General features: G+C 63.4%; 17 protein-coding genes and 1 pseudogene. 5 read left to right on the top strand and 13 right to left on the bottom strand.

Translation table 11 applies throughout. From position 1 onward, the window contains the following. Window positions 1–488 precede the first annotated feature (488 nt). From CXZ05_RS03455 to CXZ05_RS03430, 5 genes are all read right to left on the bottom strand, one after another. Window positions 489–1,334 carry a DNA-processing protein DprA gene (locus tag CXZ05_RS03455; protein ID WP_308410978.1) on the bottom strand — a complete coding sequence of 282 codons (846 nt, stop codon included), beginning with the start codon at window positions 1,332–1,334 and terminating at the stop codon, window positions 489–491. Window positions 1,335–1,711: 377 nt separating this feature from the next. Next, a complete protein-coding gene (locus tag CXZ05_RS03450) occupies window positions 1,712–2,308 on the bottom strand; it encodes a recombinase family protein (protein WP_102971210.1) in 597 nt (198 codons plus the stop codon). Between the two features lie 629 nt (window positions 2,309–2,937). Then, on the bottom strand, window positions 2,938–3,456 hold the full coding sequence (locus tag CXZ05_RS03445) for a DUF2599 domain-containing protein (protein ID WP_180987252.1): 519 nt from the start codon (window positions 3,454–3,456) through the stop codon (window positions 2,938–2,940). 1,234 nt (window positions 3,457–4,690) lie between these two features. Then, window positions 4,691–7,813: an RHS repeat domain-containing protein gene (locus tag CXZ05_RS03440; protein WP_102971208.1), complete on the bottom strand. Its 3,123-nt coding sequence runs from the start codon at window positions 7,811–7,813 to the stop codon at window positions 4,691–4,693. 1,159 nt (window positions 7,814–8,972) lie between these two features. Continuing rightward, window positions 8,973–9,539 carry a recombinase family protein gene (locus CXZ05_RS03430; protein WP_102971270.1) on the bottom strand — a complete coding sequence of 189 codons (567 nt, stop codon included), beginning with the start codon at window positions 9,537–9,539 and terminating at the stop codon, window positions 8,973–8,975. Between the two features lie 227 nt (window positions 9,540–9,766). Between CXZ05_RS03430 and CXZ05_RS03425 the strand changes: the two genes are divergently transcribed. Next, window positions 9,767–10,267 (top strand): DUF2975 domain-containing protein, encoded by a 501-nt coding sequence (locus CXZ05_RS03425; protein ID WP_258006422.1) that lies wholly within the window; start codon window positions 9,767–9,769, stop codon window positions 10,265–10,267. 92 nt (window positions 10,268–10,359) lie between these two features. Beyond that, window positions 10,360–10,632: a DNA gyrase subunit A gene (locus tag CXZ05_RS03420; protein ID WP_102971207.1), complete on the top strand. Its 273-nt coding sequence runs from the start codon at window positions 10,360–10,362 to the stop codon at window positions 10,630–10,632. Between the two features lie 159 nt (window positions 10,633–10,791). Here the strand turns inward: CXZ05_RS03420 and CXZ05_RS03415 are convergent, their stop codons facing one another. The 5 genes and pseudogenes from CXZ05_RS03415 to hisC form a co-directional block, all read right to left on the bottom strand. Then, a complete protein-coding gene (locus CXZ05_RS03415) occupies window positions 10,792–10,983 on the bottom strand; it encodes a hypothetical protein (RefSeq protein WP_102971206.1) in 192 nt (63 codons plus the stop codon). Window positions 10,984–11,257: 274 nt separating this feature from the next. Next, window positions 11,258–12,325, bottom strand: coding sequence for a CHAT domain-containing protein (locus CXZ05_RS03410; RefSeq protein WP_102971205.1), 1,068 nt, complete (start codon window positions 12,323–12,325; stop codon window positions 11,258–11,260). Between the two features lie 125 nt (window positions 12,326–12,450). Further along, window positions 12,451–13,494, bottom strand: a pseudogene (locus CXZ05_RS03405) (IS110 family transposase); the annotation flags it as partial. 444 nt (window positions 13,495–13,938) lie between these two features. Beyond that, on the bottom strand, window positions 13,939–15,363 hold the full coding sequence (locus CXZ05_RS03400; RefSeq protein ID WP_180987251.1) for an amino acid permease: 1,425 nt from the start codon (window positions 15,361–15,363) through the stop codon (window positions 13,939–13,941). Window positions 15,364–15,417: 54 nt separating this feature from the next. Beyond that, on the bottom strand, window positions 15,418–16,527 hold the full coding sequence (hisC, locus tag CXZ05_RS03395) for a histidinol-phosphate transaminase (RefSeq protein WP_102971203.1): 1,110 nt from the start codon (window positions 16,525–16,527) through the stop codon (window positions 15,418–15,420). A 93-nt stretch (window positions 16,528–16,620) separates the two neighbouring features. Between hisC and CXZ05_RS03390 the strand changes: the two genes are divergently transcribed. Then, window positions 16,621–17,124, top strand: coding sequence for an Lrp/AsnC family transcriptional regulator (locus tag CXZ05_RS03390; RefSeq protein WP_102971202.1), 504 nt, complete (start codon window positions 16,621–16,623; stop codon window positions 17,122–17,124). A gap of 119 nt (window positions 17,125–17,243) precedes the next feature. After that, window positions 17,244–18,917: a thiamine pyrophosphate-binding protein gene (locus CXZ05_RS03385; RefSeq protein ID WP_102971201.1), complete on the top strand. Its 1,674-nt coding sequence runs from the start codon at window positions 17,244–17,246 to the stop codon at window positions 18,915–18,917. 18 nt (window positions 18,918–18,935) lie between these two features. On the opposite strand, the gene CXZ05_RS03380 is transcribed toward CXZ05_RS03385, so the two are convergent. Then, a complete protein-coding gene (locus CXZ05_RS03380) occupies window positions 18,936–19,376 on the bottom strand; it encodes a VOC family protein (protein WP_102971200.1) in 441 nt (146 codons plus the stop codon). Between the two features lie 93 nt (window positions 19,377–19,469). Then, entirely contained in the window at window positions 19,470–20,624 is a 1,155-nt protein-coding gene (locus CXZ05_RS03375) for a serine hydrolase (RefSeq protein WP_102971199.1), read from the bottom strand. A gap of 196 nt (window positions 20,625–20,820) precedes the next feature. Between CXZ05_RS03375 and CXZ05_RS03370 the strand changes: the two genes are divergently transcribed. Beyond that, the gene (locus CXZ05_RS03370; protein WP_180987250.1) at window positions 20,821–21,453 is read left to right on the top strand and encodes a flavin reductase family protein; all 633 of its coding nucleotides are present in this window, start codon (window positions 20,821–20,823) and stop codon (window positions 21,451–21,453) included. A 37-nt stretch (window positions 21,454–21,490) separates the two neighbouring features. Here the strand turns inward: CXZ05_RS03370 and CXZ05_RS03365 are convergent, their stop codons facing one another. Further along, window positions 21,491–22,000, bottom strand: coding sequence for a hypothetical protein (locus CXZ05_RS03365; RefSeq protein ID WP_102971198.1), 510 nt, complete (start codon window positions 21,998–22,000; stop codon window positions 21,491–21,493). Between the last annotated feature and the right edge of the window lie 100 nt (window positions 22,001–22,100).

Here is a 22,100-nt window from a genome sequence, read left to right as displayed (position 1 = left end):
CAAGGGGCGGGAAATTCCCGGAGGAAATCAGCGACGAAGGAGCGCCGCAGGGACATTTCCTGCGCCGCGGGCCCCGACGAAGGAGGGGCTAGAGGGGCCGGAGCGGACACGTACAATCCGACAGGACAGCAGCCAAAACGTCGTAGACAGAACAGGGCCAGGGGCGGCGGAGCCCTGCGGAGCCGGCACTGGACCCACTGCCGGCCGCGCCAGCGGACGCCCTTTTCCTGGTGAGCCCTGCGAACCCTCCATCAGCACCCCGATTCTTCTTTCGGCGTCCCTTGGCATAGGCGGCCGCGCGCCCCCGGTCGCCGGCACTGAGTGTGCGAATGGCGGTCCGCCGCAGCCGACCCACCACGCAGGCCGGCCACGACGGCGGACCGCCACAGGTGACCGCCCCGGCAACGGGACGGTCACCTGAAGGGTTTAGCTGGCGAGGAGTTCGGCCAGTTCGGCCGAATCGGACACCAGTACGGCCGCGCCTTCTTTCAGGAGCGGTGGCATCCTGCGGAGTTGGCGCTGTGTACGCTCCCGGGGACGGCCGCGACGTGCCGGGCGATGGTCTCCGCGTGGTGGGCGGTGTTCAGCGCCCCTGAGCGCCAGCGGGCTTCCACGACACAGGTCACCCCGGCGAGGGCGGCGATGATGCGGTTTCTCTGCAGGAACCTGTACCGGGTCGGGGCGGAACCGGGCGGGAGCTCCGAGAGCGTCAGGCCGTTGCCGCGGATCGCGGCCGCGAGGTCAGCGTTACCGGATGGGTAGTCCCGGTCGAGGCCTCCGGCCAGTACCGCAAGGGTGGCCGGTCCGTCGCCTTGGCTTGCGGCCAACGCGGCCCGGTGCGCGTGCGCATCGATGCCGTAGGCCAGCCCTGAGATCACGCAAATTCCACGTTGGGCCAACCCGTATGCCATGTCCCCTGTAACGGAGGCGCCGTAGCTGGTCGAGTCCCGGGAACCGCTAAGGGCCACACAGTTCGAAGGTGCTGGGATGCCGTTGCCGATGTTGCCCCGATACCAAAGCCCGTACGGGGCGTCGGGCAGATCGTCCAAGCCTTCAGGCCAGTGTTCATCCCCCGGAATGAGGAAGCCGCCACCCAGGCGTTCGATGGTGGCTAGGTCCTTCTCCGCGTCGACCTCCGGAACCCGCGGAGCCCACCGCTTCAACGCCTCTGACAGTTCTTCGACCGTGGCCTCCGGAATGGCGTGTACGGGCTGCGCGCCGGTGGCAAGCCTCAACGCGGCGTACGCGCCGAGCCTGCCCACGAGGGCCTGACCGACACGGTCGCCGGGTTCGAAGAGTCGGGTCAGGGCCGCGCGTGCAATGCGATCATTCATGGTTTCTCTCGTCCTTTGCTGAGGATCCGGTGGGTGGGGCGGCTTTGGTGACCGGCCAGCTTTCCCTCTCCCCCGGTTGTTTTTGCCTGCTGGCGGAGCAGCGCGTAGCTGTGCCCGTCGGAGCCGGGGCAACCCGAAGGGCAAGCAGTGGATGGGTTGTGGGAGGAAATAAGCGAAGCGCCGACACAAGGCATCAGCTGCGCAGCCGTCCGCAGGACGGTTGAACCGGTGGAGCGGGCACGTACGATCCGGAGGACAGCAGCAAAAACAGAAAAACGCTTCTACAGCCCGAGCGAAGCGAGGTCCGTGCAGTAGACCTGGGCGCTAGCTAAGCGAGGCCGGAAACCGGAGTCTTCAGACAGCGCGTGGATTCCGGGCTACGTTGTGGTGCTCTCGCGTGCATCACGGGCTTGTTGGTGGCGGTAGAGCGTTGCGCGGCTCCAGCCAACGAGACGCGCGGCGTCCTCGGCGGTGCGCCCCTTGGCGCGGGCGTCCAGGGCGATCGCGAGTTTGTCGGCGATGACGGTCGGGTCCGACAGCGGCCGGCCGAAGCGTGTGCCGTTTTGTCGTGCTGCGGAGATGCCGGCATTGACCCGCTCGATGATGAGCTCGCGCTCATACTCGGCAAGGGTGGCGAGCATGTTCAACATCAGCCGGCCGGTCGAGGTTGCCGGGTCGATGCCATCAGCGATGGACCGCACGTGGACACCGCGGCCGCGCAGCAGGGCCACCGTGTTCAGCACGTCGATCAGCGACCGGCCCAAGCGGTCGACACGCCACACAACAACGGTGTCGCCTTCCTCGGCATACTCGAGGAGCCTTTTCATACCGGTCCGCTCGATCGCCGTCTTGCTACCGGAAGTCACATCGGCAAAGACGTCACGTTTCTGCACACCAGCGGCAACCAGCGCGCCCAGCCGGAGCTGGGCGTCCTGGCCTGAAGTACTCACGCGGGTATAACCCAGTAGCCTCACAAAGCAATTCTGACTCGAAAAGCCACCAACGTGCCCCCAGCGAGACGACTTGCAGTGAGACGACTTTACGAGACGCGGACAGCCCGGTGTTTCCGCCCACTCGCCTTGGCTCCAGATGAGCTCGATGGCATGTCTCGAAAAGCTGTTGGTTTCCAATGCAGATCCGTTTAGCCAACGACTAGTCGTCCAACATCTTCAGCGGGCGAAAGTGACTGATTCGTGGAAGCCATCTACCATCCGACAATCCAGCAGGCGCGCCATGAAGAACAGATGCCAGGCTCAGCAGATCGCTGAGCCTGGCATCGATTTGTGGCTGGCTACTCACCTGGCCGGCTGGGCTTGGAAGTCACTAGCCCGTAGATAAGTAAGAACAGACCGATCGGGATTAGTGCTAGGGCCCCGTAGAACAACGTTCGTTCAGGCACTGTGAAGACCGTCAGCTGTCGAAGAAGTTCTGGATCCAGAGACGGGTTCACGTCCAATCCGAGGTCTTCCAAGCGCGCGTAGCGGGAAAAAGAAGCAATCCACAAGGACGACGCAACAGCTCCTCCAACGACAGTCAGCAGAGTGCCCAAAAAGGCCAGTATTTGTTTTCGTGTAATCAATGTCCACTATCTGTTGGGGAACGGTCAGGACCAGGCACCGTCATACGGATTGCACTGATACCTGCTGAGAGACTCAGCCCAGTTAATCGTTGGTCGCCACGACTCCAAGTTGTATTCGGGGTAGGAGGCAGGCCAACCATAAATGTGGCAGTACAACTGCTCTTGAATTGAGTTCGTCCATCTCCACGACTGGCTGCCGAGCTTCGTCTTGATTTCATCCCGGTGCGCCCACCAAGTATCGATACTGCGGTAGGTCGTGCCCCACGATGTGGGCACGACGGTTATTTTATAGCCTTGGGATACAAACTGTACCCACGGCTGATTGTAGAGGTCGATGCCAAACCATGGATCAGCGACGAGTGGATAGGCGAGGTTCTTGCCTGGGCCATGGTCAACTACCTGGACGATGGAGTTGCCCCGCACCTCGTAGTTTGTCCTTATCGCTTTCCCCGTAGCGTCCTTGGCCCACGGCGCGCCGACGCCAGCGAGGAATTCGCCGTTGGCTGAGAGGATCTCGACATTACCCGAATCGAGCGTCTGCAACGTTGCCCCTGGGGCAAGATGTAGGTCGCATGCATAGGTAGTCGGGGCATCTGAGCTCAGAATCGTCGTAGCGATTTGAAGAGACCCATCGGACTTGGGAAGAATGTTGGTGAGGCTGCCGTCACGGTTGTTAAATTGGACTTGTCCATTGTCGCCTACGGTTGACTTTGCCCGCTTTGCACGTGCCGGAAGATAAATGTCGAGATTTACGTCGGCCGAACTGAGACTTACTGGTTTGCCAGTGTCCTCCGGAACCGTCACGTTTTGGCCCCGAGGGACTTCCGCGAGTTGCCATCGGCTGTCCTGCCGAGATCGCGGGCCAGAACAGTATCTCGGAGCGTTTCCGGCGCTATTCTAGACAACGAACTGGAGTCTTTAACTTCCTCTGCCTGTGCCGGCGCCAATCCCGCCAATAACAGCACTGTGGCGGCGCCTGCAGACACAGCAAAGCGCACTCGAAATCTTCCCATATATCCCCCAATATATTTTCGCGGACCTTTCCGCGTGCCCTGGCTGTAGGGTGCGTGTCGAGCCTCTCTCAGAGCACGTCGTTAGTCAAGTCAATTGAAATATTCAGTAAGCCGGACGAACCGCATTCCAAGATCCTGACGGACCCCTTCTTGGCACTTGCAGCGGGACAACTCCAGGTCCAACGCATAGAACGCCATGCCAGTCAGGATCGCCCCTCAGAGGACAGTTAGGGCGACAAATAGCGCTGCGAAAAGACCGCCACTCACCACTGCAAATCACAACTGACCCGATCCCGCACATGTGAATGTTCCATTCACAAATCCTCCGAGGCGCCGCCGATGAAGCCCGTACCAATAGCAAGCCCGTAGGCGACGTTACCCACACCAGGGGTCGGCTAAAAAGCAGCAGTGCCGGCTGTGCCGAAGGCGCCTCCAGCCGCCCTGTTCCATATGCACACCCTTTGTGGGTTCGGTGTGAGTGAAAGGACCCTGCGAAAACATGCACGATGACAAGAACCGCAACTCCCGAAAGTGGCTGCCCTTCCCCATACACTTCATGAAACGAAATGACCCCGGAATGATCCCGCGATACCGTTTTCTGGCTAAGAGTCATTGGCGTTTGTCTCGTCTCCTTTGCAGGAGTCCGTAGCCGATTCCAATCCCGCTTACTACCATGATGAGGAGGGAGGAGATAGTAAGGGCAGCGTTGGCGTTCAGCAGTACAACCACCAGCGCCAGTACAAAGAAGGTGACCCAGAGAATCATCAAATAGCCCATCCCCAAGGTGCTCCCATCTGTGTTCCGCAGCCGAGCAGCATGCCAGCCAAACCGATTACATATACAGTCCCGGCCAGCACAAGGCCAGGCAGACCACCAAAGGCAGCGAAGAGAAGTGCTATACCTCCAAGGCCAGTGCCAAAAGCGGTGACGCCGCAGCCGATGTCTTCAAGGATTGTGTCGTCCAGCCCTGATGGATCGACTGAATTGATGGGGTTGCAGCTCGCATAGGCGTAGCGGTTTGCTTCCTGCCAGGATGGGTCGGGTTGGGTGAATCGGCCGTTGCCTGGACCATAGTAGCGGGCGCCGAATTTGGTATAGCCGGTGACGTCATCTTTGTAACCGCCGGCGAACCGCCACGGGTTCACGGTAGCCATCGTGCCCGTTTGGGTGGTGGTGTTGCCCCAGGAGTCGTAGAGGTAGGTGGCGGCCTTGGCCTGGGTGCCGTCGGTGAGCAGGATAGTGGAGCCGAGCGCGTCGGTGGTGTAGTAGAAGCTCGCCCCGGCAACGTTGCGCATACTGATGAGGTTACCTTCGGGGTCGCGGATGAACGAGACCGTGCCGCTGGCGTTACTCTGCCGCGTGATGCCGAGGGAGCCGTTCAGGAACGACATCGTCCCGGAAGTGAGCCTTTCGGTATTGCCTTGCCCCGCGTAGGTGAAACTGGTTGTCGAAGAATTGGTGTGGCTGGCGAGCTGGTCGAAGGTATTCCAGGTGCTGGTCGTTGTTCCGGCCTTGGTCTGGTTGCCGTTGGCGTCGAACGTGTACGTCGATGCGCCTGCCGGCGGGGCCGCGCAGGTGCCTGTGCCGGTGGAGGTCCAGCAGAGCTGGTCGGCGGCGTTGTAGGCGTAGTTGACGGTTGTGGCCCCGGTCTTGGCTGAGGTGAGGCGGTTGCCGTTCAGGTCGTAGGTCCAGGATTCGGTGACCGTGCCAGTGACGGCGGTTTTCAGCCGCTGGACTGCGTCGTAGGTGTAGGTGGTGACGGCGCCGGTGTCGGTGGTCATGCTCTTCCGCAGGGAGCCTTCCCGGAGCGTGGTCGGGTGGGTGGTGTAGGTGTAGGCGCGCTTGGCCAGGACGGCTGCTGAGGTGTTGGTCGCGGTGATGGTTTTGATTCGTCCAGCTGGGTCGAATTCGGTGGCGTTCTTCACGCCGTTCGGATACTGCGTGCCAATTCTGCGGTCGCTGTTGTCGTAAGTGAAGCCGGTGCATCCTGTGCTGTTCGGGAACACCAGGGTGGCCGGGCAGGAACCGCCGGGTTCTGCCAGCGCGGTCAGCCGGTCGGCGTCGTCGTAGCGGTAGTCCACGGTGCCGGTCGGGTCGGTGAAGCTGGTGATGTTGGAGTTGTGGTCGTAGCTCAGGGAGGTGGTGACTCCGCCGATGGCCTTGGACGTGGGGCGATTCTGTTCGTCGTAGACGTGGGTGGTGGTGCCGGAACCGTCGACGCGGGTGGTGAGGTTGCCGTTGTCGTCGTACGCGTAGGTCACGCAGGTCGCGGGGAGGCAGGTGGCGCCGAAGCGTGTCTGCAGCAGCCGGTCGTTCTCGTCGTAGACGTAGGTCGCGGTCTGGCCCTTGCCGTCCTTGCTGGTCGCGATCCGGCCGGCGGCATCGAACGTGTTGGTGATGACCCCGAGCGGGGCCGGCCGGGTGATCGTAACCGGGTTGTGCGCGGCGTCGTAAGTGATCGAGGTGGTGTTGCCCTTGCCGTCGATTGTCTTGCACAGCTGCCCACGCAGCGCCCCGCATGTCGTTGCTGCGGCGTCGCCCTGGTACCGGTTGGTCAGGGTGCCTGACCCGCCCGTACCTCCGGGGGTGATGGTCTGGTAAGGCCGTCCGAACACGGTGTCGTAGGTGTAACTGGTGACGTTCCCTTCGCTGTCCGTGGAGGATGTGGGGTGGAACTCAAGCCAGGCTTCCCCTGCTGTGGCGGCCGGATAGGTGAAGGCGATCTGTTTGCCGGGGCCGGTCCCGCCGATCGGGGACAGGATGTTCGCCAGGGTGTTGTTCGGGTTGAACGTTGACGTCGTGGTTTGGTTCAGCGCGTTCACGTTGGTGAGCTGGTCATCGTGGCCGTTGTGCGTCTTGTTGGTGACGTGGCCGAGCGGGTCGGTGATCGAGGTGATCTGCCGGGAGGCGTTGAACTTGAAGGTCGTCACTCGGTTGTCGGTGTCGGTCAGGGTGGCGGTGGTGGCGTCCACAGCGTCGAGGGTGTGCACGGTCGGGTCATTGGTGTTGGACGTGTACCGGATCTCGGCGGCCTTGTCGTTGGCGTCATAGGACAGCTCAGTGGTGTTGCCGCGGCCGTCGGTGATCTCATCCAACAGGCCGGAGGAGTAATCGAAGCCGGTGTGCGCGCCGGTCGCGTCGGTGAGGTCCTGCATCCGGCCGTTACTGTCGTAGTCGATCGTGATGACCCGGTTCAGGGCCTGGTCCGTGATCGTGGACGGCTGGCCGGTGTTGTCCGCGTCATCGTACTCGAAAAGCACCTGCCGGCCATTGGCCATCGTGATGGTCTCCAAGCGCCCGTCCGTGTCGTACGCGAACGCGTTCCGGTCCGCGACCAGGCTGTGCCGGTCCCCGGTATAGGCGAGCCGGTAGACCCCGCCGACGTTCTCGTACCAGTTCGCGTTGCCCGTGTCGTTGAACCGGATCGCCGCCGCGGTGGAGGTCAGCTGAGTGACGGTCGCGTTCAACCCTGGCGGGGTGGTCCAGCCGCCGCCGGTCTTGGGCACGAACTTGTACGTCCCGCCATCCGGGGCCGTGTACGTGACGGAGTTGTCCGCCCCTACGGTCACCGCCGATTCGGACGTCCCTTCCGAGAGGGTAGGCCGGTCATCGTTGATGCTGTTGTACCGCCAGGACAGATCGACGTCCCGGTCGTTACCCTCAAGGTGCAGGAGCTGGCCGGTGACCAGGATGTTCTCGGTCGTGGGGTTCCATGCCAGCTTCATCCGGTCCGTCAGGTCACGGCCTACCATTCCGGCAGCCTTCCGTGACCCCGACAGGAGTCCGTCCGGGCCCGCGGCGGGCGGAAGATCATCATCGAGCGGCAGGCTCTGCGCCACCGCCAGGTTCAGCGGCGCGGTCACCGCCGGCGCGAGCGTCGCCGGCACAACCGCCGAAGGCTGCGCGGCCGGTTGCGCCGCGGTTGGTGTTTGGGCCTGGGCCGGAGCAGAGAGCCCGGTCAGAACCACAGTCGATAAAACAAGACATGACAAAAGAGACCGTTGTGCAGCCACGCTGCGCCCCCATTTCTATACGCTCCCCAGCGAGCGACTTCGTGCTCCCCCTTGAGCACAGCAGAATCATCAATGGCAGCGTTCACACAAAGCAAGAACCAGCAACCATTTATTTTTCCCGTGAACCCTCGAATTGAAGCTGGAATGTGCGCGGCTGAGCCGGCACATGACAAGGAAGCTTCCTTACCAATTCGGTAGCAACAGCTGCTTCTTCTGGCGCAGACTTGAATCCCGCTGCCTTACAACAGTGGTGCGAAAGGAGCGGCAACAAAGGGACCAGCGCTTGACCACCACGATGGGAGCGAAGTCTGACGGAAGAGTTGACAGAAAGACCGCTTTCTGTGATGCGTAAATTGTGCCGTTGTAAAGTCGGAATGGCGTGTACGGGCTGGGCGCCGGTGGCAAGCCTCAACGCGGCGTACGCGCCGAGCCTGCCCACGAGGGCCCGACCGACACGGTCGCCGGGTTCGAAGAGTCGGGTCAGGGCTGCGCGTGCAATGCGATCGTTCATGGTTTCTCTCGTCCTTTGCTGAGGATCCGGTGGGTGGGGCGGCTTTGGTGACCGGCCAGCGTCCCCTCTCCCCCCGGTTGTTTTTGCCTGCTGGCGGAGCAACGCGTAGCTGTGCCCGACGGAACCGGGGCAACCCGAAGGGCAAGCAGCGGATGGATTGTGGGAGGAAATAAGCGAAGCGCCGACACAAGGCATCGGCTGCGCAGCCGTCCGTAGGACGGTTGAGTCGGTGGAGCGGGCACGTACGATCCGGAGGACAGCAGCAAAAACAGAAAAACGCTTCTACGGCCCGAGCGAAGCGAGGTCCGTGCAGTCGAGCTGGGCGCTGGCTAAGCGAGGCCGGAAACCGGAGTGTTCAAGCAGCGCGTGGTTTCCGGGCTACGTAGTGGTGCTCTCGCCGTGCAGCACGGGCCTGCTGGTGGCGGGAGAGCGTTGCGCAGCTTCAGCCTGTGAATCGCAGCGCTAAATGGCGTTCTTTTTGCAGCGCTTAGTGGCACTCTTAGCGGGGGGCCGCATCCGTCTTCAGATGGTTCGCCTTTGAAGCTCGCGGTACACAGTCGTCCGTGACACCCCGAACAGCTCGGCCAGTTCGGCCTGCGTATGCTCGCCGGCGTCATGCAGTCCCAGCAGGTGCTTCCGCTGCGTCTTGGACAATTTTGGCTGCTTGCCTTTCAGCCGCCCCTTCGCCTTTGCGACAGCCATGCCCTCGCGGGTGCGCGCCCGGATCAGATCCGCCTCAAACTCGGCCACCATACCCAGGACGTTGAACAGCAGCCGTCCTACCGGGTCGGTCGGGTCGTGACTGTTGCCGCCGAGACTAAGCACAACACCCTTGGCCGTCAGCTCATCGGCAATGTCCCTGGCATCGGAAAGAGAGCGCGCCAGCCGGTCGAGCTTGGCCACCACGAGCGTATCGCCGGCTCGGCATGCCGCCAACGCTTCGCGGAGGCCAGGGCGCACACGGTTAGATCCCGTCAGTCCGTGATCAACGAAGATCTGCTTCTCTTCAACACCAAGGGCAAGGAGAGCGTTTCGTTGGGCGGTTAGGTCCTGGTCGTTTGTCGAGACCCTGGCATAACCGATCTTCATTCCAGTCATGAGGAACAGGGTTGCAGTAATCCCCCCGTCACCGTGCATTTGATCGTGCGGGTCTTACGTACATGGCCTGGGCCAGTAACTGCACGGGACGTGGCGGCGCGTTTCCTGGGCACGGTGATCGACCGTCTTACGGGACAGTTGAGGAAGGCTGCCTGGCATCGTTTGATTTCATTCCCACGTGGCTGGGCCGTCTCCGAGGGGAGGGTTACGCTTTGGCCATGGGGAACGTAAAAGAACGCACAGTTCAGCCGAGCCTGTTTTTTAGCCGGAGAATCTTATTCGCACTGTTTGTCGCGCTGGTGGCCTTACTTCTCTTGTCCGTCGTGGTGCAGGTGTGGGTGTGGCCGGCGGCGGTGGATCGGACGGTCGCCCTTTTCCCTGAAACGGGTCCTCTCGCTGCCCAGGCAATCCTCTGGGGTGTCTGCGCGGTCCTGTGCTGGCAAGTCATTGCCGTGATTGGGCTGGAGCTGGTCAGCCGCGCCCTCGGAAATAGAGCTGACTCATCAACTCGCAGGTGGATTGGCGCGGTAATCGGGCCCCTGCTCGTATTCGCCGCGCTCGTAACGGCCGCTTTCATCGCGCTGAACGAAAGAGGCGACACGCCGCCAGGGGTGCTGCTCGGGCTTACCACGGGAGGGCTCATCGCGCTGATCTCAGCGGGAGCTCTAGCCGTCTTTCTTGGCAGCAACCCCTCATTGAGCATGTACTCGCAGAATTAGGGGGACGACGCCGGGGCAGTAATCGGAACGCCCGTAGAAGGATCCTCCACCGGCACTCCAGGCCATGACCTTCGTCGTGCGAGAATCGCCGCATGGATGAGGACGAGCGGCAGCTCAGGCAGCAGTTGATGCTCCACGAGGCTCTGGTGCAGGCGATGGATCGGCGAGACGAGGTCTTCCATGAGATTGAGGATTCTCAGGACATGGACGAAGCGATCCGTCGGGTGGGTCAGCTGTTGGGCTTGGACGAGCACGGGAGCCGGGCAGTTTTGGACATGCAGGCTAGAACATTCACCCGAGACAGGCGTCGGGCCATCGCGTCATTCGCAGAAGAACTCAGATCACGGCTTCCTGATCGGCGCTGAGGACTCGGCGCCGTCCATCAATGCTGTCTCCCTCGTCGCGGCTCGCGTGGGGCTTCCCATAAGCCGATCCCCATTCAGACGCGGCCGCGGCCGCCAGACATGTTGATGGCACCTTCGTCAGCGTGCAAAGCAGGGAAACTGCGCGAGTCAGTGCCTAACTCATCGCCGACGTACGGCGGAAGCCGCCAGCGGCGGCGGAAGCACTACGACGAGCAGGGTGGCGAATGGTCCGATGAACATTGAGATGAAAAACCATGCGAGCCGGCTTCGGTTCTTCTGTTCAGCCAACCCGGCGTTGATCAGCGCGATGGCGAACCAGACCCCGCCCCCACTCATAAAGCTGTTATCCATGGGGCTACTAAACCACAGCCAAAAAACTTTTGAGCGTCGAACCTCCCGTCTCATCGACGCCCATTGAACCCTGCCAACGAACCTCACCCGGCGATGAAGTAAGCCGCGACTACCTCGCTTTGTCGGCTCCCCGTCCGAGTCATGGCCTTACTCGATAAGTCACGTAAGAGGATCCCCCTACGGGCACCCGAAGCTGCGTCTAGCCCGACGCAACGTCTCTCGAAACCTGGGCGCCTTGGATTCCTAGCGGTATGGGACGCTCTAGCGAGGATCGTTAGAGCGTCTCAGCGGGCTTGACCAACACTGTGATCGAAGGGTCTACATCGGCGGCCCAGGCTAGAGTTGGCAATTCTGCGTCCTCAAGACCGCCAAGTTCAAGAGCGGCTTGTGCCGAGAAATGAGACGACTGAATGGACTGCCCGTTGGCAACCGCTGCATAGAACTGTGCGGCGTACCTGATGGCGTCACCATCGTTTATCTCATCGGCCATCCCTATCGCGAATGGAGCGACATCGTCTACGAGCTGGTCAATCTGGGCTGCGGAGTTGCAGGAGTTGAGCAGGACCAGGAGCGGTGGGGTGTCGGTCGCCCTGACGGCGGACGCAAAAGCTCTTGCACTAACTATGACGCCCTGATGCTTTGCGTCCTCATCGCGTTCGAACATAATCAGGTCATCATTGCTGTGCCCGGAGAAATGCACTACGTGAGGCCGGAACTTGGTAATCCCATCGAGCAGGTCGGAAGTCGTAGCTGCAGGCCGCACATCCAATTCGACGAGATCCCGGTGAAGGGCGCTTTCTACAGCCGCTCGGATGCGTTTCTGTTCTCGCCCGACGCGGAGGTCGCCTTTGGAAGCTGCCCCGAGAATGAGGATTCTCAAACGCTCCGGCTTCGGAGAAGGCAAACTCCTCACCGCGCTGCTGGCCATGGCTTCAGCTTGAACAATCCGGCGGCTTAGCGCGGCAGAGTCAGCCGCTATGCGGCGGTCTTTCTGCTGCTGGTCGCGCTTTCTCTTGCGCTCGGCCGCGTCGGCTTCAGAGCGCTCCGCATTTGCTAATTTGCCCTGCAGGCTAGATTCCTCCCGGGCATAGGCAGCCGCCTTGTCCTGCCAGCGGTTCGCTTCCTTGCCCGCCCCGGCGGCCTCATTTTCATAGCGCTCAGATTCTCGTCGCTTGCTGGATGCGCCGGTCGGGCTTGTTGATTTCTCCGCAGCGGCCCGTGATTTGGCAGCGGCAGAACGTTTCACTGTTTCCTTATTCCGGTACTCCCCAGCTTTCTTCTCCGCCTCCATGCGCTGTTTACGCTTCCGGTCCAACTGTCCGCGGTACTGACTTGCACTCATCCAACCCCTCCGAGTTCGACAGATCGTATCTTTGTCGGTGAGCTTACGTTGACTCCCCGACAAACATCGGTCCTGAGGTCTGCACCTTCTGGGTGGGGTCGAGTCGGTTCCGCGATTGCGTACAGGGTGTTGAGTTGGCGGTAGAGGGTTCGGGCGATGTAGCGCTTGAGGGATCTGCGGATTTCGCGGTAGCTGCGGCCTTCTTCGGTGCGTTTGGTGACATAGTCCCGTGTTCCAGGGTCGTGGACCATCCGGGTCATGGTGATGGTGTGCAAGGCCCGGTTCAGGCGCCTGTCACCGCCCCGGTTGAGCCTGTGCCGGACAGTGTTACCGCTTGAGGCTGGCAAGGGATTCACTCCTGCCAGTGAGGCGAAGGCAGCTTCGCTGCGAACCCTTCCTGGGTGCGACCAAGCCGTCAGGACGGTGGCGACGGTGACGGCCCCGGCGCCGACCATCTCCAATAGCGGTGCGGCGGGGCTTTGCTGGATCAGCTCTGTCATGCGCTTCTGGTTCGCAGTCAGCTGGGTGGTTACTTCGAGAACGCGGCGCGCCAACCGGACTGCTTCCTCGCGCGCGATCGATAGTTCGATCTGCTCTTGCCGTTCCCGCCATCGGGTGATCGTGGCGATCTGGGCGGGAACCAATGGTTTACGGGCGTCGATTCCGAGATCGTGTGCCCGGAGCAGGGCGATGAGTGCGTTGACATTCATTGTTCGGTCCCGGGTCAGCTGATCTCGGGCTGTGCTGAGGATCCTGAGTCCGGCCCGGGTTCCTTCGTCCCGGCGCGGGGCTCGAAGCTGGGACTCCTCCAGGGCCAGGACTGCGGTTCCGATGGCTGCGGCGTCCAGCGGGTCGGATTTGCCGACCGCGCGGCGCCCTCGGGCGTTCATCCGTGGAGCTTCGGCGACGTCGTAGCCGGCGTCGGTTACTGCCCGGGCCAGGCGCGCCCCGTAGGAGCCGATACCCTCAACGGCCCATAGACAGGACATATCGCCGTCTGACCGTCGGCCTACCCAGGCAAGTGCCCGGGCAATCCCTGCCGGGGTGGTCGGGAACTGCTCGCACGCGACCTGTCGCTTGGTGCTGGCCTCGATGATGGCGTAAGTGTGTGTGCGGGCGTGGCAGTCCACGCCGATGACGAATGGGCGGGTCTGCGCAACGATGGTCAACGCGGCCACCCTCCTTCCTTTCGAATGGGCAAGACGGGTCGCATCGCGACCGGCACTGAGCTGGGAGGAGTCACGTCGAGGCAGTACTGTGATGAGCCACAACCGCAGGGGCTGGGCAAGCTTCTGATCAAGCCACCGTCGTGGGACAGGTCAATGCCGGTCGCTCCACCCAGCGCGGACAAGTCGGGGGAAATGCACCCTCAAGGGGCAATTGTTTTTTCGAGTCACGCGCGAGGCAGAACGACCGGCATCAACACTGCCAGCTAGTCCCAGACCAGCCACTGCAAGACTCACAGAGTTTTTTTGGTCAGATATCGCGACTTGAATCGTCCCAAACGAGGATTATCTGGACAAAAACTCGGGGTGAGGCGAATGGGAAGAGGAGGGCGCACCCGGCCAGGCCGGACGCGCCCTCCAATTTGCTCGGAATCCCCAAGCCGGGGTTCAGTCGATAAGCACCGGAGGCTCGACACGCTCCGGGGACTCGGCGCGCTCCGGTGCCTTGATGGAGCGCTTCATGGAACGGTGGTGCAGCCAGTTCCCCGCCGCCAGGACGGCCACGAGGCCGAAAGTGCTCAGGAGCTGGGGACGGGAATCCTCGCCAATAAAGCCAACCGTGAAGATGGCCGCCAGAATGAGCAGGCCGATGCCCGTCAGCCAGGGGAAGCCCGCCATCCGCAGCGGAAGGAAAGTTCCCTCACGGTCCGCACGGAGACGCAGTGCAAGTTGGGCGAGCAGGGCAGAAGCCCACACCAGCAGGGACGTCGATCCCACGATGTTCAGCAGGAGGGGAAGGACCTTCTCCGGGAAGGCCACCTCGAGCACGGCCGTGACGACGCCGAAGGAGACGCTGGCCAGGACTGCGACGACCGGGACCCGGGCCTTGGACAGGAAAGCGAGCTTGCGCGGCGCCTCACCCCGCTCGGCGAGGGAGAACGCCATCCGGGAGGCGCCGTAGAGGTTGGCGTTGAGGGCAGAGAGCAGTGCCGCGACGGCAACCAGGGTGATTGCGGTGGCTGCGCCGGGCATGCCTGCGGCCTCCAGCACGGCAGCGAACGGGCTCTTCAGGCCCGCCGACCCTACGGGAACCACAGCCGCAATGATGAAGATCGCACCGATGTAGAAGATGAGGATGCGCCAGAGGACGGTGCGGACGGCCATTCCGACGCTGCGGGCAGGATCCTGGGTTTCGGCGGCGGCCACGGAGACAATCTCGGTGCCGCCGAAGGCGAAGGCCACCACGAAGAGTGCCGTCGCGATCCCCGCGAAACCGTGCGGGGCGAAGTCGCCTCCGGTGAAGTTGGCCACCCCCGGTGACTGGACGCCCGGCAGCCAGCCGAAGAGGAGGGCGACGCCGATGAGGAGGAACCCGACGATTGCCGCCACCTTGAGCAGCGCGAACCAGAACTCGAATTCACCGAAGTTCTTCACCCGGGTGAGGTTCACGGCGGTGAGCACCGCGATGAACACGAAGGCCATCAGCCATACCGGCAGGGCGGGGAAGATCGTGGAAAGCAGGCCTGCTGCACCCAGCGCCTCAGCCGCGATGACAACCACCAGCTGCAGCCACCAGAGCCAGCCCACGGTGGCGCCGGCCACGGGCCCGAAGGCCCGGGCGGTATAGACGGAGAAGGCCCCGCTGTCCGGGTTGGCGGCGGCCATCTCACCGAGGGCCCACATCACCAGGATGATGAGGGTGCCGGCCACCAGGTAGGAGATCAGCACCGCCGGGCCGGCGGCCTGGATGCCGGCGCCCGAACCGATGAAGAGACCCGCGCCGATGGCGCTTCCGAGTCCCATCATTGTGAGCTGGCGGGGTTTCAGGGCGGCGCCGAGCGCCGGGGCAGACGTCATTGTCTGTTGTTCCATGGGGAATCCTCTGGGTTGTCTGTCGAACGGGTAAAGGTGGAACGGGTGGGGGTTTCAGGCCGCTTGGGCTGCCAGGACGGCTGTCAAAACCTGGAGCACGCGGTTGTTGGAGGCGGGGTCGGCAACGGTGATCCGGATGCCGTCGCCCTGATAGGCGCGGATCATGATGTCCGCCCGGTCGAAGGCGGCCACGAGCCTCGCCGTGAGGTCATCGTCTGCCCGGATCCACAGGAAATTGCCCTGGCTTGGCTGCAGTTTCCAGCCCTGGGCTTCCAGCCGTGCGGCCAGCCGCGAGCGCTCATTCCTGACGACGGCGACCCTCGCCTGCATCTCGTCCGCCGCGTCCAGCGAAGCGACGGCAGCCTTCTGGGCCAGAGCCGTCACGGCGAACGGAATGGCGGTCCGGCGCAGCCCCTCCGCGATGTCCGGAGCCGCCACGGCATACCCCACCCGCAGGCCGGCCAGTCCGTAGGCCTTGGAGAAGGTGCGAAGGATGCAGACGTTCGGGTACTCGCGGTAGAGAGCCAGGGAGTCCGGCCCGCTGCCGGCCTCGGCGTATTCCACGTAGGCCTCGTCGATCACCACGAGGATGTCGGAGCGGACGGAGCGGAGGAACGCCTCCATGCGCTGGTGACTGATCGGGACGCCGGTCGGGTTGTTGGGCGTGCAGAGCAGGACCACCTTGGTCCGTTCGGTGACCGCGGCGGCCATGGCGTCGAGGTCGTGGCCCTCGGCGTCGTCCAGGGGGATGCGGACGGGCCGGGCACCTCCCAGCTCCACCAGGATGGGGTAGGCCTCGAAAGACCGCCACGCGAAGATCACTTCATCCCCGGCGTCGCAGATCCCGGTGATGATCTGCTGAAGGACGCCGACGCTGCCAGGTCCCACCGCGACTTCCCCGGCGCTGACGCCGAGGTGCCCGGCGATCCGTTCACGGAGCTCGACGGCGGCCATGTCCGGGTAGCGGTTCATCCTGCCGGCCGCTTCGGCCACCGCGGCGGCGGCCGCGGGCAGGGGTTCGTAGTGGCTTTCGTTGCTGGCGAGGGCCGCGATGTCCGCGCCGGCACTGCGCCGGCCCGGGACGTAGGACGGGAGTCCGGATACCGCCGCACGCAGGATGGGGTGCGCGGTTTCGGTTGCCGTCAGGATCTGATCTGTGGTCATGAGGCTTGATCATGGAAGTGACCGGGGCCACATTGCAAGATACTCTTGGTCCCTTGGGATTTCTGCTCAACTTCTAACGTCTGTGGTGAATATATGACCATCCCGAATCCCCGCGCCTTTGATTCCTTGGACGCCAGGATCATCCTCGCCCTCGACAAGGACCCGGAGGCCAGCGCCCTGGCACTTTCCCGGACACTCGGCGTCGCACGGAACACGGTGCATGCGCGCCTGGCCAGGCTCGAGCGCGGCGGCGCCCTCAGGTCCTTCAGCCGGAGGCTGGATCCGGCAGCCTTCGGCTACGGCCTGATGGCTTTCCTTTCCCTGGCCATCAGCCAGACCCGCGCGGGCTCGGTGGAAAACGGACTCGAAGCGATTCCGGAGGTCATCGAGGTGCATGCCACCACGGGGGACGCGGATCTCATGGCCAAGGTGGTGGCCCGGGACACGGCCGATCTTTACCGCATCACCAACCAGATCCTGGAAATCGAGGGGATCCAGCGGACCAGCACCGCCATTTCGGTCCTGGAACTCATGCCGCCCCGCTTCGACGGCCTGCTGAACCGGCTGTCGCAGCAGGAATCTCGTACATCGGGCTAGCGTGGGGTGACCGCTGCCACAGTTGTGCAGATTCGCAGTACTTCTAAGTTTTACTGACAAATCTCCCAGCCGAAAGCCGGTCTCTTGCTTATTGAGCGTCTGGATCCGACGATTCCTGCATGACTTCACTTACAGTGTCCGGCCGTGTGGCGCAGGTTCTCAGCAGTTATCTCAGCGATGTGTTCGGCGTGATGGGCAACGGAAACGTCTACTTCCTGGACGCCGCCGAGAAGGAGGGCCTCCGCTTCACCGCCGTTCGCCATGAAGGCGGCGCCATCGCGGCGGCGGACGCCTACTACCGGGCATCCGGGCGCCTCGCGGCCGGGACCACCACCTACGGCCCCGGCTACACCAACGCCCTGACGGCCCTCGCGGAAGCGGTCAAGGCGCAGATCCCCACCGTGCTCGTCACCGGGGACGCCCCGAGCAACGGCCTCCGGCCCTGGGACGTGGACCAGGCGGCCATCGCCGCCGGGCTGGGAGCGGCCACCTTCACGGTCACCCGTGAAGCCGCGGGCTCCATCACCCAGGAAGCGTTGGAGTACGCACTTGCCCGGCGGACCGCCGTCGTCATCGCCATTCCGTACGACTTGGCGGCCGTTGGGGCGGCGGAGGAAGAGCTTCCCGCGCCGCGGGCGGCAGCAGTTGCGGACGTCGTCGACGGCGGACTTGGACGGGCGGCCGAACTGCTGGCCGTCGCGAAGCGGCCGCTGATCCTTGCCGGCCGCGGTGCGCACCTCGCCGGCGCCGGCCCCGAACTCCGGGAACTCGCCGACCGCCTCGGCGCGCTCACGGCCGGGACGGCACTGGCGCTGAGCCTGCTGCAGGGTGAGGGTTACCTCGGCGTCGCAGGCGGATTCGGCACGGATACCGCCGCCGGGCCCATGCGCGAGGCGGACGTGGTGCTCGTGGCGGGAGCAAGCCTGAGCCCCTTCACCATGCGCTTCGGGCACCTGATCGGCCCGGACGCCACCGTGATCCAGATTGACGCGGGCATGGAGCCGACGAACCCGCGGGTGGACCTGTTCGTCAGTGCGGACGCGAAGACCGCCGCGGGCCGGCTCCTCCGCCTGCTGGATATCGCCCTCTCCGGGGCCGAGGCATCGAAGGCCTGGCGCGCGGAGGCAGTCAAGCGCCTGGCCGAAGGACCCTGCCACCACCCCGGCGCCGCGGAGACCCCGGACGGCCGCCTTGACCCCCGGGCGCTTGCCACGGCACTGGATGCCGTCCTGCCGGAACGCCGCACCGTGGTCCAGGACGGCGGGCACTTCCTCGGCTGGGCACCCATGTACTGGCGCATCCCGCGCCCCCAGGACCTGGTCATGGTGGGAACCGCCTTCCAGTCGATCGGGCTCGGCCTCGCCAGCGCCGTCGGGGCCGCCCGGGCAGTGGACGACGGCAACACCCTGGTGCTGGCCGCCGGCGACGGCGGATTCCTGATGGGCCTGTCCGACCTGGAGTCGCTCGTGGGCGCGGCGAGCAGCGCCGTCGTCGTGATCTATAACGACGCCGCCTACGGGGCCGAGATTCATCAGTACGGTTCGCAGGGCCTGACCGAAAAGCCCATGCTGATCCCCGAGGTGGACTTCAGTGGCATCGCCCGCGCGATCGGGGCCGAGTCGGCGATCATCCGCACACTGGCGGACCTGTCCGCGCTCCAGGACTGGATCGACGCCGGCGCCAGGGGCACCTTCGTGGCCGACTGCCGCATCACCTCGAGCGTCCGGGCGCCGTGGCTGAGCGAATGGATGAAGGCGAAGGAGACGGCTGCAAAGGAGGCGGTCGCCAGTTAGGTGCCTGAATTCCCGGCGTCAGCTGCCTTTCTTCAGTTCCTCGGCGAGCATCACGAGGATTCCGCTGGGACCGCGGAGGTACGTGAGCTTGTAGAGGTCGGCGTAGGTCCCCACGCCGCGTAGCGGATAGCATCCGTGCTTTGCAGCTACCTCAAGGGCCTTATCGATGTCGTCTACCGAGAAGGCCACGCGGTGCATGCCAATGTCGTTGGGACGCGTTGGCTCCGACTCGATCGCCTCGGGATGGATGTATTCGAAGAGCTCAAGTTGGCCATGACCGTCGGGGGTCTGGAGCATCGCGATTTTGGCGTGGTTTCCGTCAAGTCCAACGGCAGTATCGGTCCACTCGCCGCTGACCGTGTCACGGCCGATGACCGTAAGACCGAGATCCGTGAAAAAAGCGATTGCTGCTTCGATGTCGCGAACAGCGATACCCACATTCTCAAGTTTGATGGCCATGCGTTGAAAGCTACCAAGGCGGAGCGATTAGCTCCAGTGGCGAGGCGCCACTGTCTGTTCGTCGAGTGGGAAATGCTGATCCTGGGGAACGCCTTAGTCATGGTGGGTCTCACGGGCGAGTTCTGCCCATGACAGGCCCTTGAGCTGGGTGAAGAGACGGTCGACGTCCCAGGCGGCGGTCGTGTTGGCCATCGCCACCATGGCGAGCCGGTCATCGGGATAGACGCGCATGGCGTTCCAGAAGCCGCCGCCGGTCCCGTAGTGCTCGACAAACGCAGGGCTTCGCGTGGCGTCTGCTGGTCTACGAAACCAGCCGATCCCGTGGTCAAACCGTTTGCCCTGGGCGTTGATGGTTCGCATATCCTCGATGTCTCCCTGTTCCAGGACCGGGTGCGGGTCCGCAGCCGCGGCGGCGTGTGCCGCGGCCAACCGGCAGGCGTCGGCGGCGGTGCCGACGAGACCCCCGTATGCGGGGCCGTTGACCAGGAACGGGTGCAGGCTGGTGTACCGCCCAACCTGCGCTCCGACGATCCCTTTAGGCAATATCCGAACCAGCACCGGTCGCAGCCCTCGTGCCATGCGCACGTAGCCAACCGCCCGGGGAGCCTCGCGGTTGTAGTAGTACCCCGTCGCGGTCATGCCCAAAGGGTTGAGCACCAGGTCGTGGACGCATTCCTCGACCGGGCGGCCAGTGGCGGCTTGCATGACCTCCCCCGCCAGGAGGTAGCCGATGTTGGAGTAGGCCGCCCGGGTGCCCACCGTTTTGTGTGGCGTGCCGTGCTTGACGACGATGCTGGTGAGCCGATTCGGGTCCTCCGGTTGATGCTCGGGGCGGACCCACCGCACGGGTAGTGGATTGCCCAGTCCGGCGGTGTGGGTGAGCAGCTGCCGCGTGGTCGGGTGGCCGTGCCCCGGGTGCGGTCGGTAGCCGGGCAGGAAGGTGCCGATGGGGACCTCAAGGTCGAGGAGCCCATCGGCGTGCAGCCGCATCGCCGCGGTCGCCGTGGCGATCTTGGTCATGGAAAACCAGAGGTACTGGTCCTCGGGCTGGGCGCGGCGCCGCCGTGCCAGATCGGCGTATCCGACGGCGCCGGCGTAGAGGACCTTGTCCGGGGTGGCCACCGCGATGGAAATCCCTGGGATGTGCGCGGCTGACGCGATCTCCCCGGCGATGGCCTCGATACGGCCGGCGGAAGCTCGGCCAGGCTGCGCGCTCGCCTCGGGAGATGGGTTGTGAGCGGCGCTCATGACATTTCCTTCCCATCAGCAGTCAAGATGCCGGTTGCGCGCAGTGAAGCACCCTTTGTGAAAGAGACCATAACTGCTTGCCCTTCGCCGGCGGAAGATGTCCAGGGTGCCGGCGACAGGCAGGGGCTACAGTCAAGGAAGGATGAGAAGGCCTGCACCGAGGTGGGGCGGGTGGCTGGAGAGAGCAGGAGGGCACATGGCGCGGAAAGATTTTGATCCGGCACAGATGTCATCGCGGGATTTTTATCAGTTGTTGACTGCGGTGGTGGTTCCCAGACCCATCGCTTGGGTGTCCACTACCTCGGCGGAGGGTGTGGACAATCTGGCACCGCATTCGTTCTATACGGTGGCGTCTGTGGATCCGCCCATTGTTCAGTTCACTTCGGTGGGCGAGAAGGATTCGTTGCGCAACATCGAGGCGCAGGGTGAGTTCGTCGTGAACCTCACCCCGGCTTCCCTGTTTGAAGAGGTCAATGCCACCGGGACGGACTTTCCGCCGAAGACGAGTGAGTTCGACGCCGTTGGTTTGTCCCGGGAACCGAGCGCTGTGGTGCGTCCTCCGCGGGTGAAGGATTCGCCGGTGGCTTTGGAATGCCGGTTGCACAGCACCTTACCGCTGGGTAATTGCACGCTGGTGTTTGGTGAGGTGGTCTACGCGGTCGTGTCCACGCGCGTGTTGGAGGGTGACCATCCGCAGATTGATCTTTTGGAGCCGTTGTCCCGGTTGGGGCGCAATGAGTGGGCGACGCTTGGGCCGATCCAGGAGATCCGCCGCATCCGGGCAAAGGACTGGCCGGGTCACTTTGGCCGGGCTGGCCAGGATGAGTGAAAGGGTACAGAGTCTGAACGCCGGTCCCCTCCAGTGCTTAGACTCCCTTCTTCCTGGCTTGGACCAAGTTGGCGAAGGGCAGCTTTCCGTAATTCCTGACGAATTCCGCGTGGTACGCGGCTTCGGCATGGTTCAGCTCCTCAGCTGCCAACTCCTTCCACGCGATGATGAGCGATTTGGAGTCGGCGAGTTGCCAAATGAGCCGGCCGTCCCAATGGCCGACAGGCTTCCCGCGGCCGAAGTCAGTGAACTCTTGGATATGCTTTCGCAGTCCGCGGTTGCCCGTGCTTCCTGGGCCGGCTTTTCCGATGTAGAGGACATCCGCGTTGTCGATCCACTCCGCCTCCAAGGCAGGTTTGGGCAGGGATGGATCCCGCTTCTTGAAGCGGGTTCCCGAGCTCTTCGCAAGGAACACCCGTTCGAAGCCCTCAGGTTTGAGCACTACATAGAGTCCGGGAGCCCGTGGGACCCGGTTGATATCCAGCTGATCAAATGATCTGAATCCGGTGAACCCGTCGTCTTTCAGCGTCTGTCCATTGATCGGCAATGCGTGTTCCTTAAGTTTTTCTGGGCTAGACGGACCAGCTTACGGGCGGGCCTGCGAGATGGATAATGATCGGATCCGACGGCGATAGTAGGGTGCGGGG

Source organism: Arthrobacter sp. AFG20, assembly GCF_002892795.1.
Taxonomy (GTDB): Bacteria; Actinomycetota; Actinomycetes; order Actinomycetales; family Micrococcaceae; genus Arthrobacter.
The sequence above is the reverse complement of the archived record's forward strand: the minus strand, read 5'-3'. Positions and strand labels throughout refer to the sequence as shown.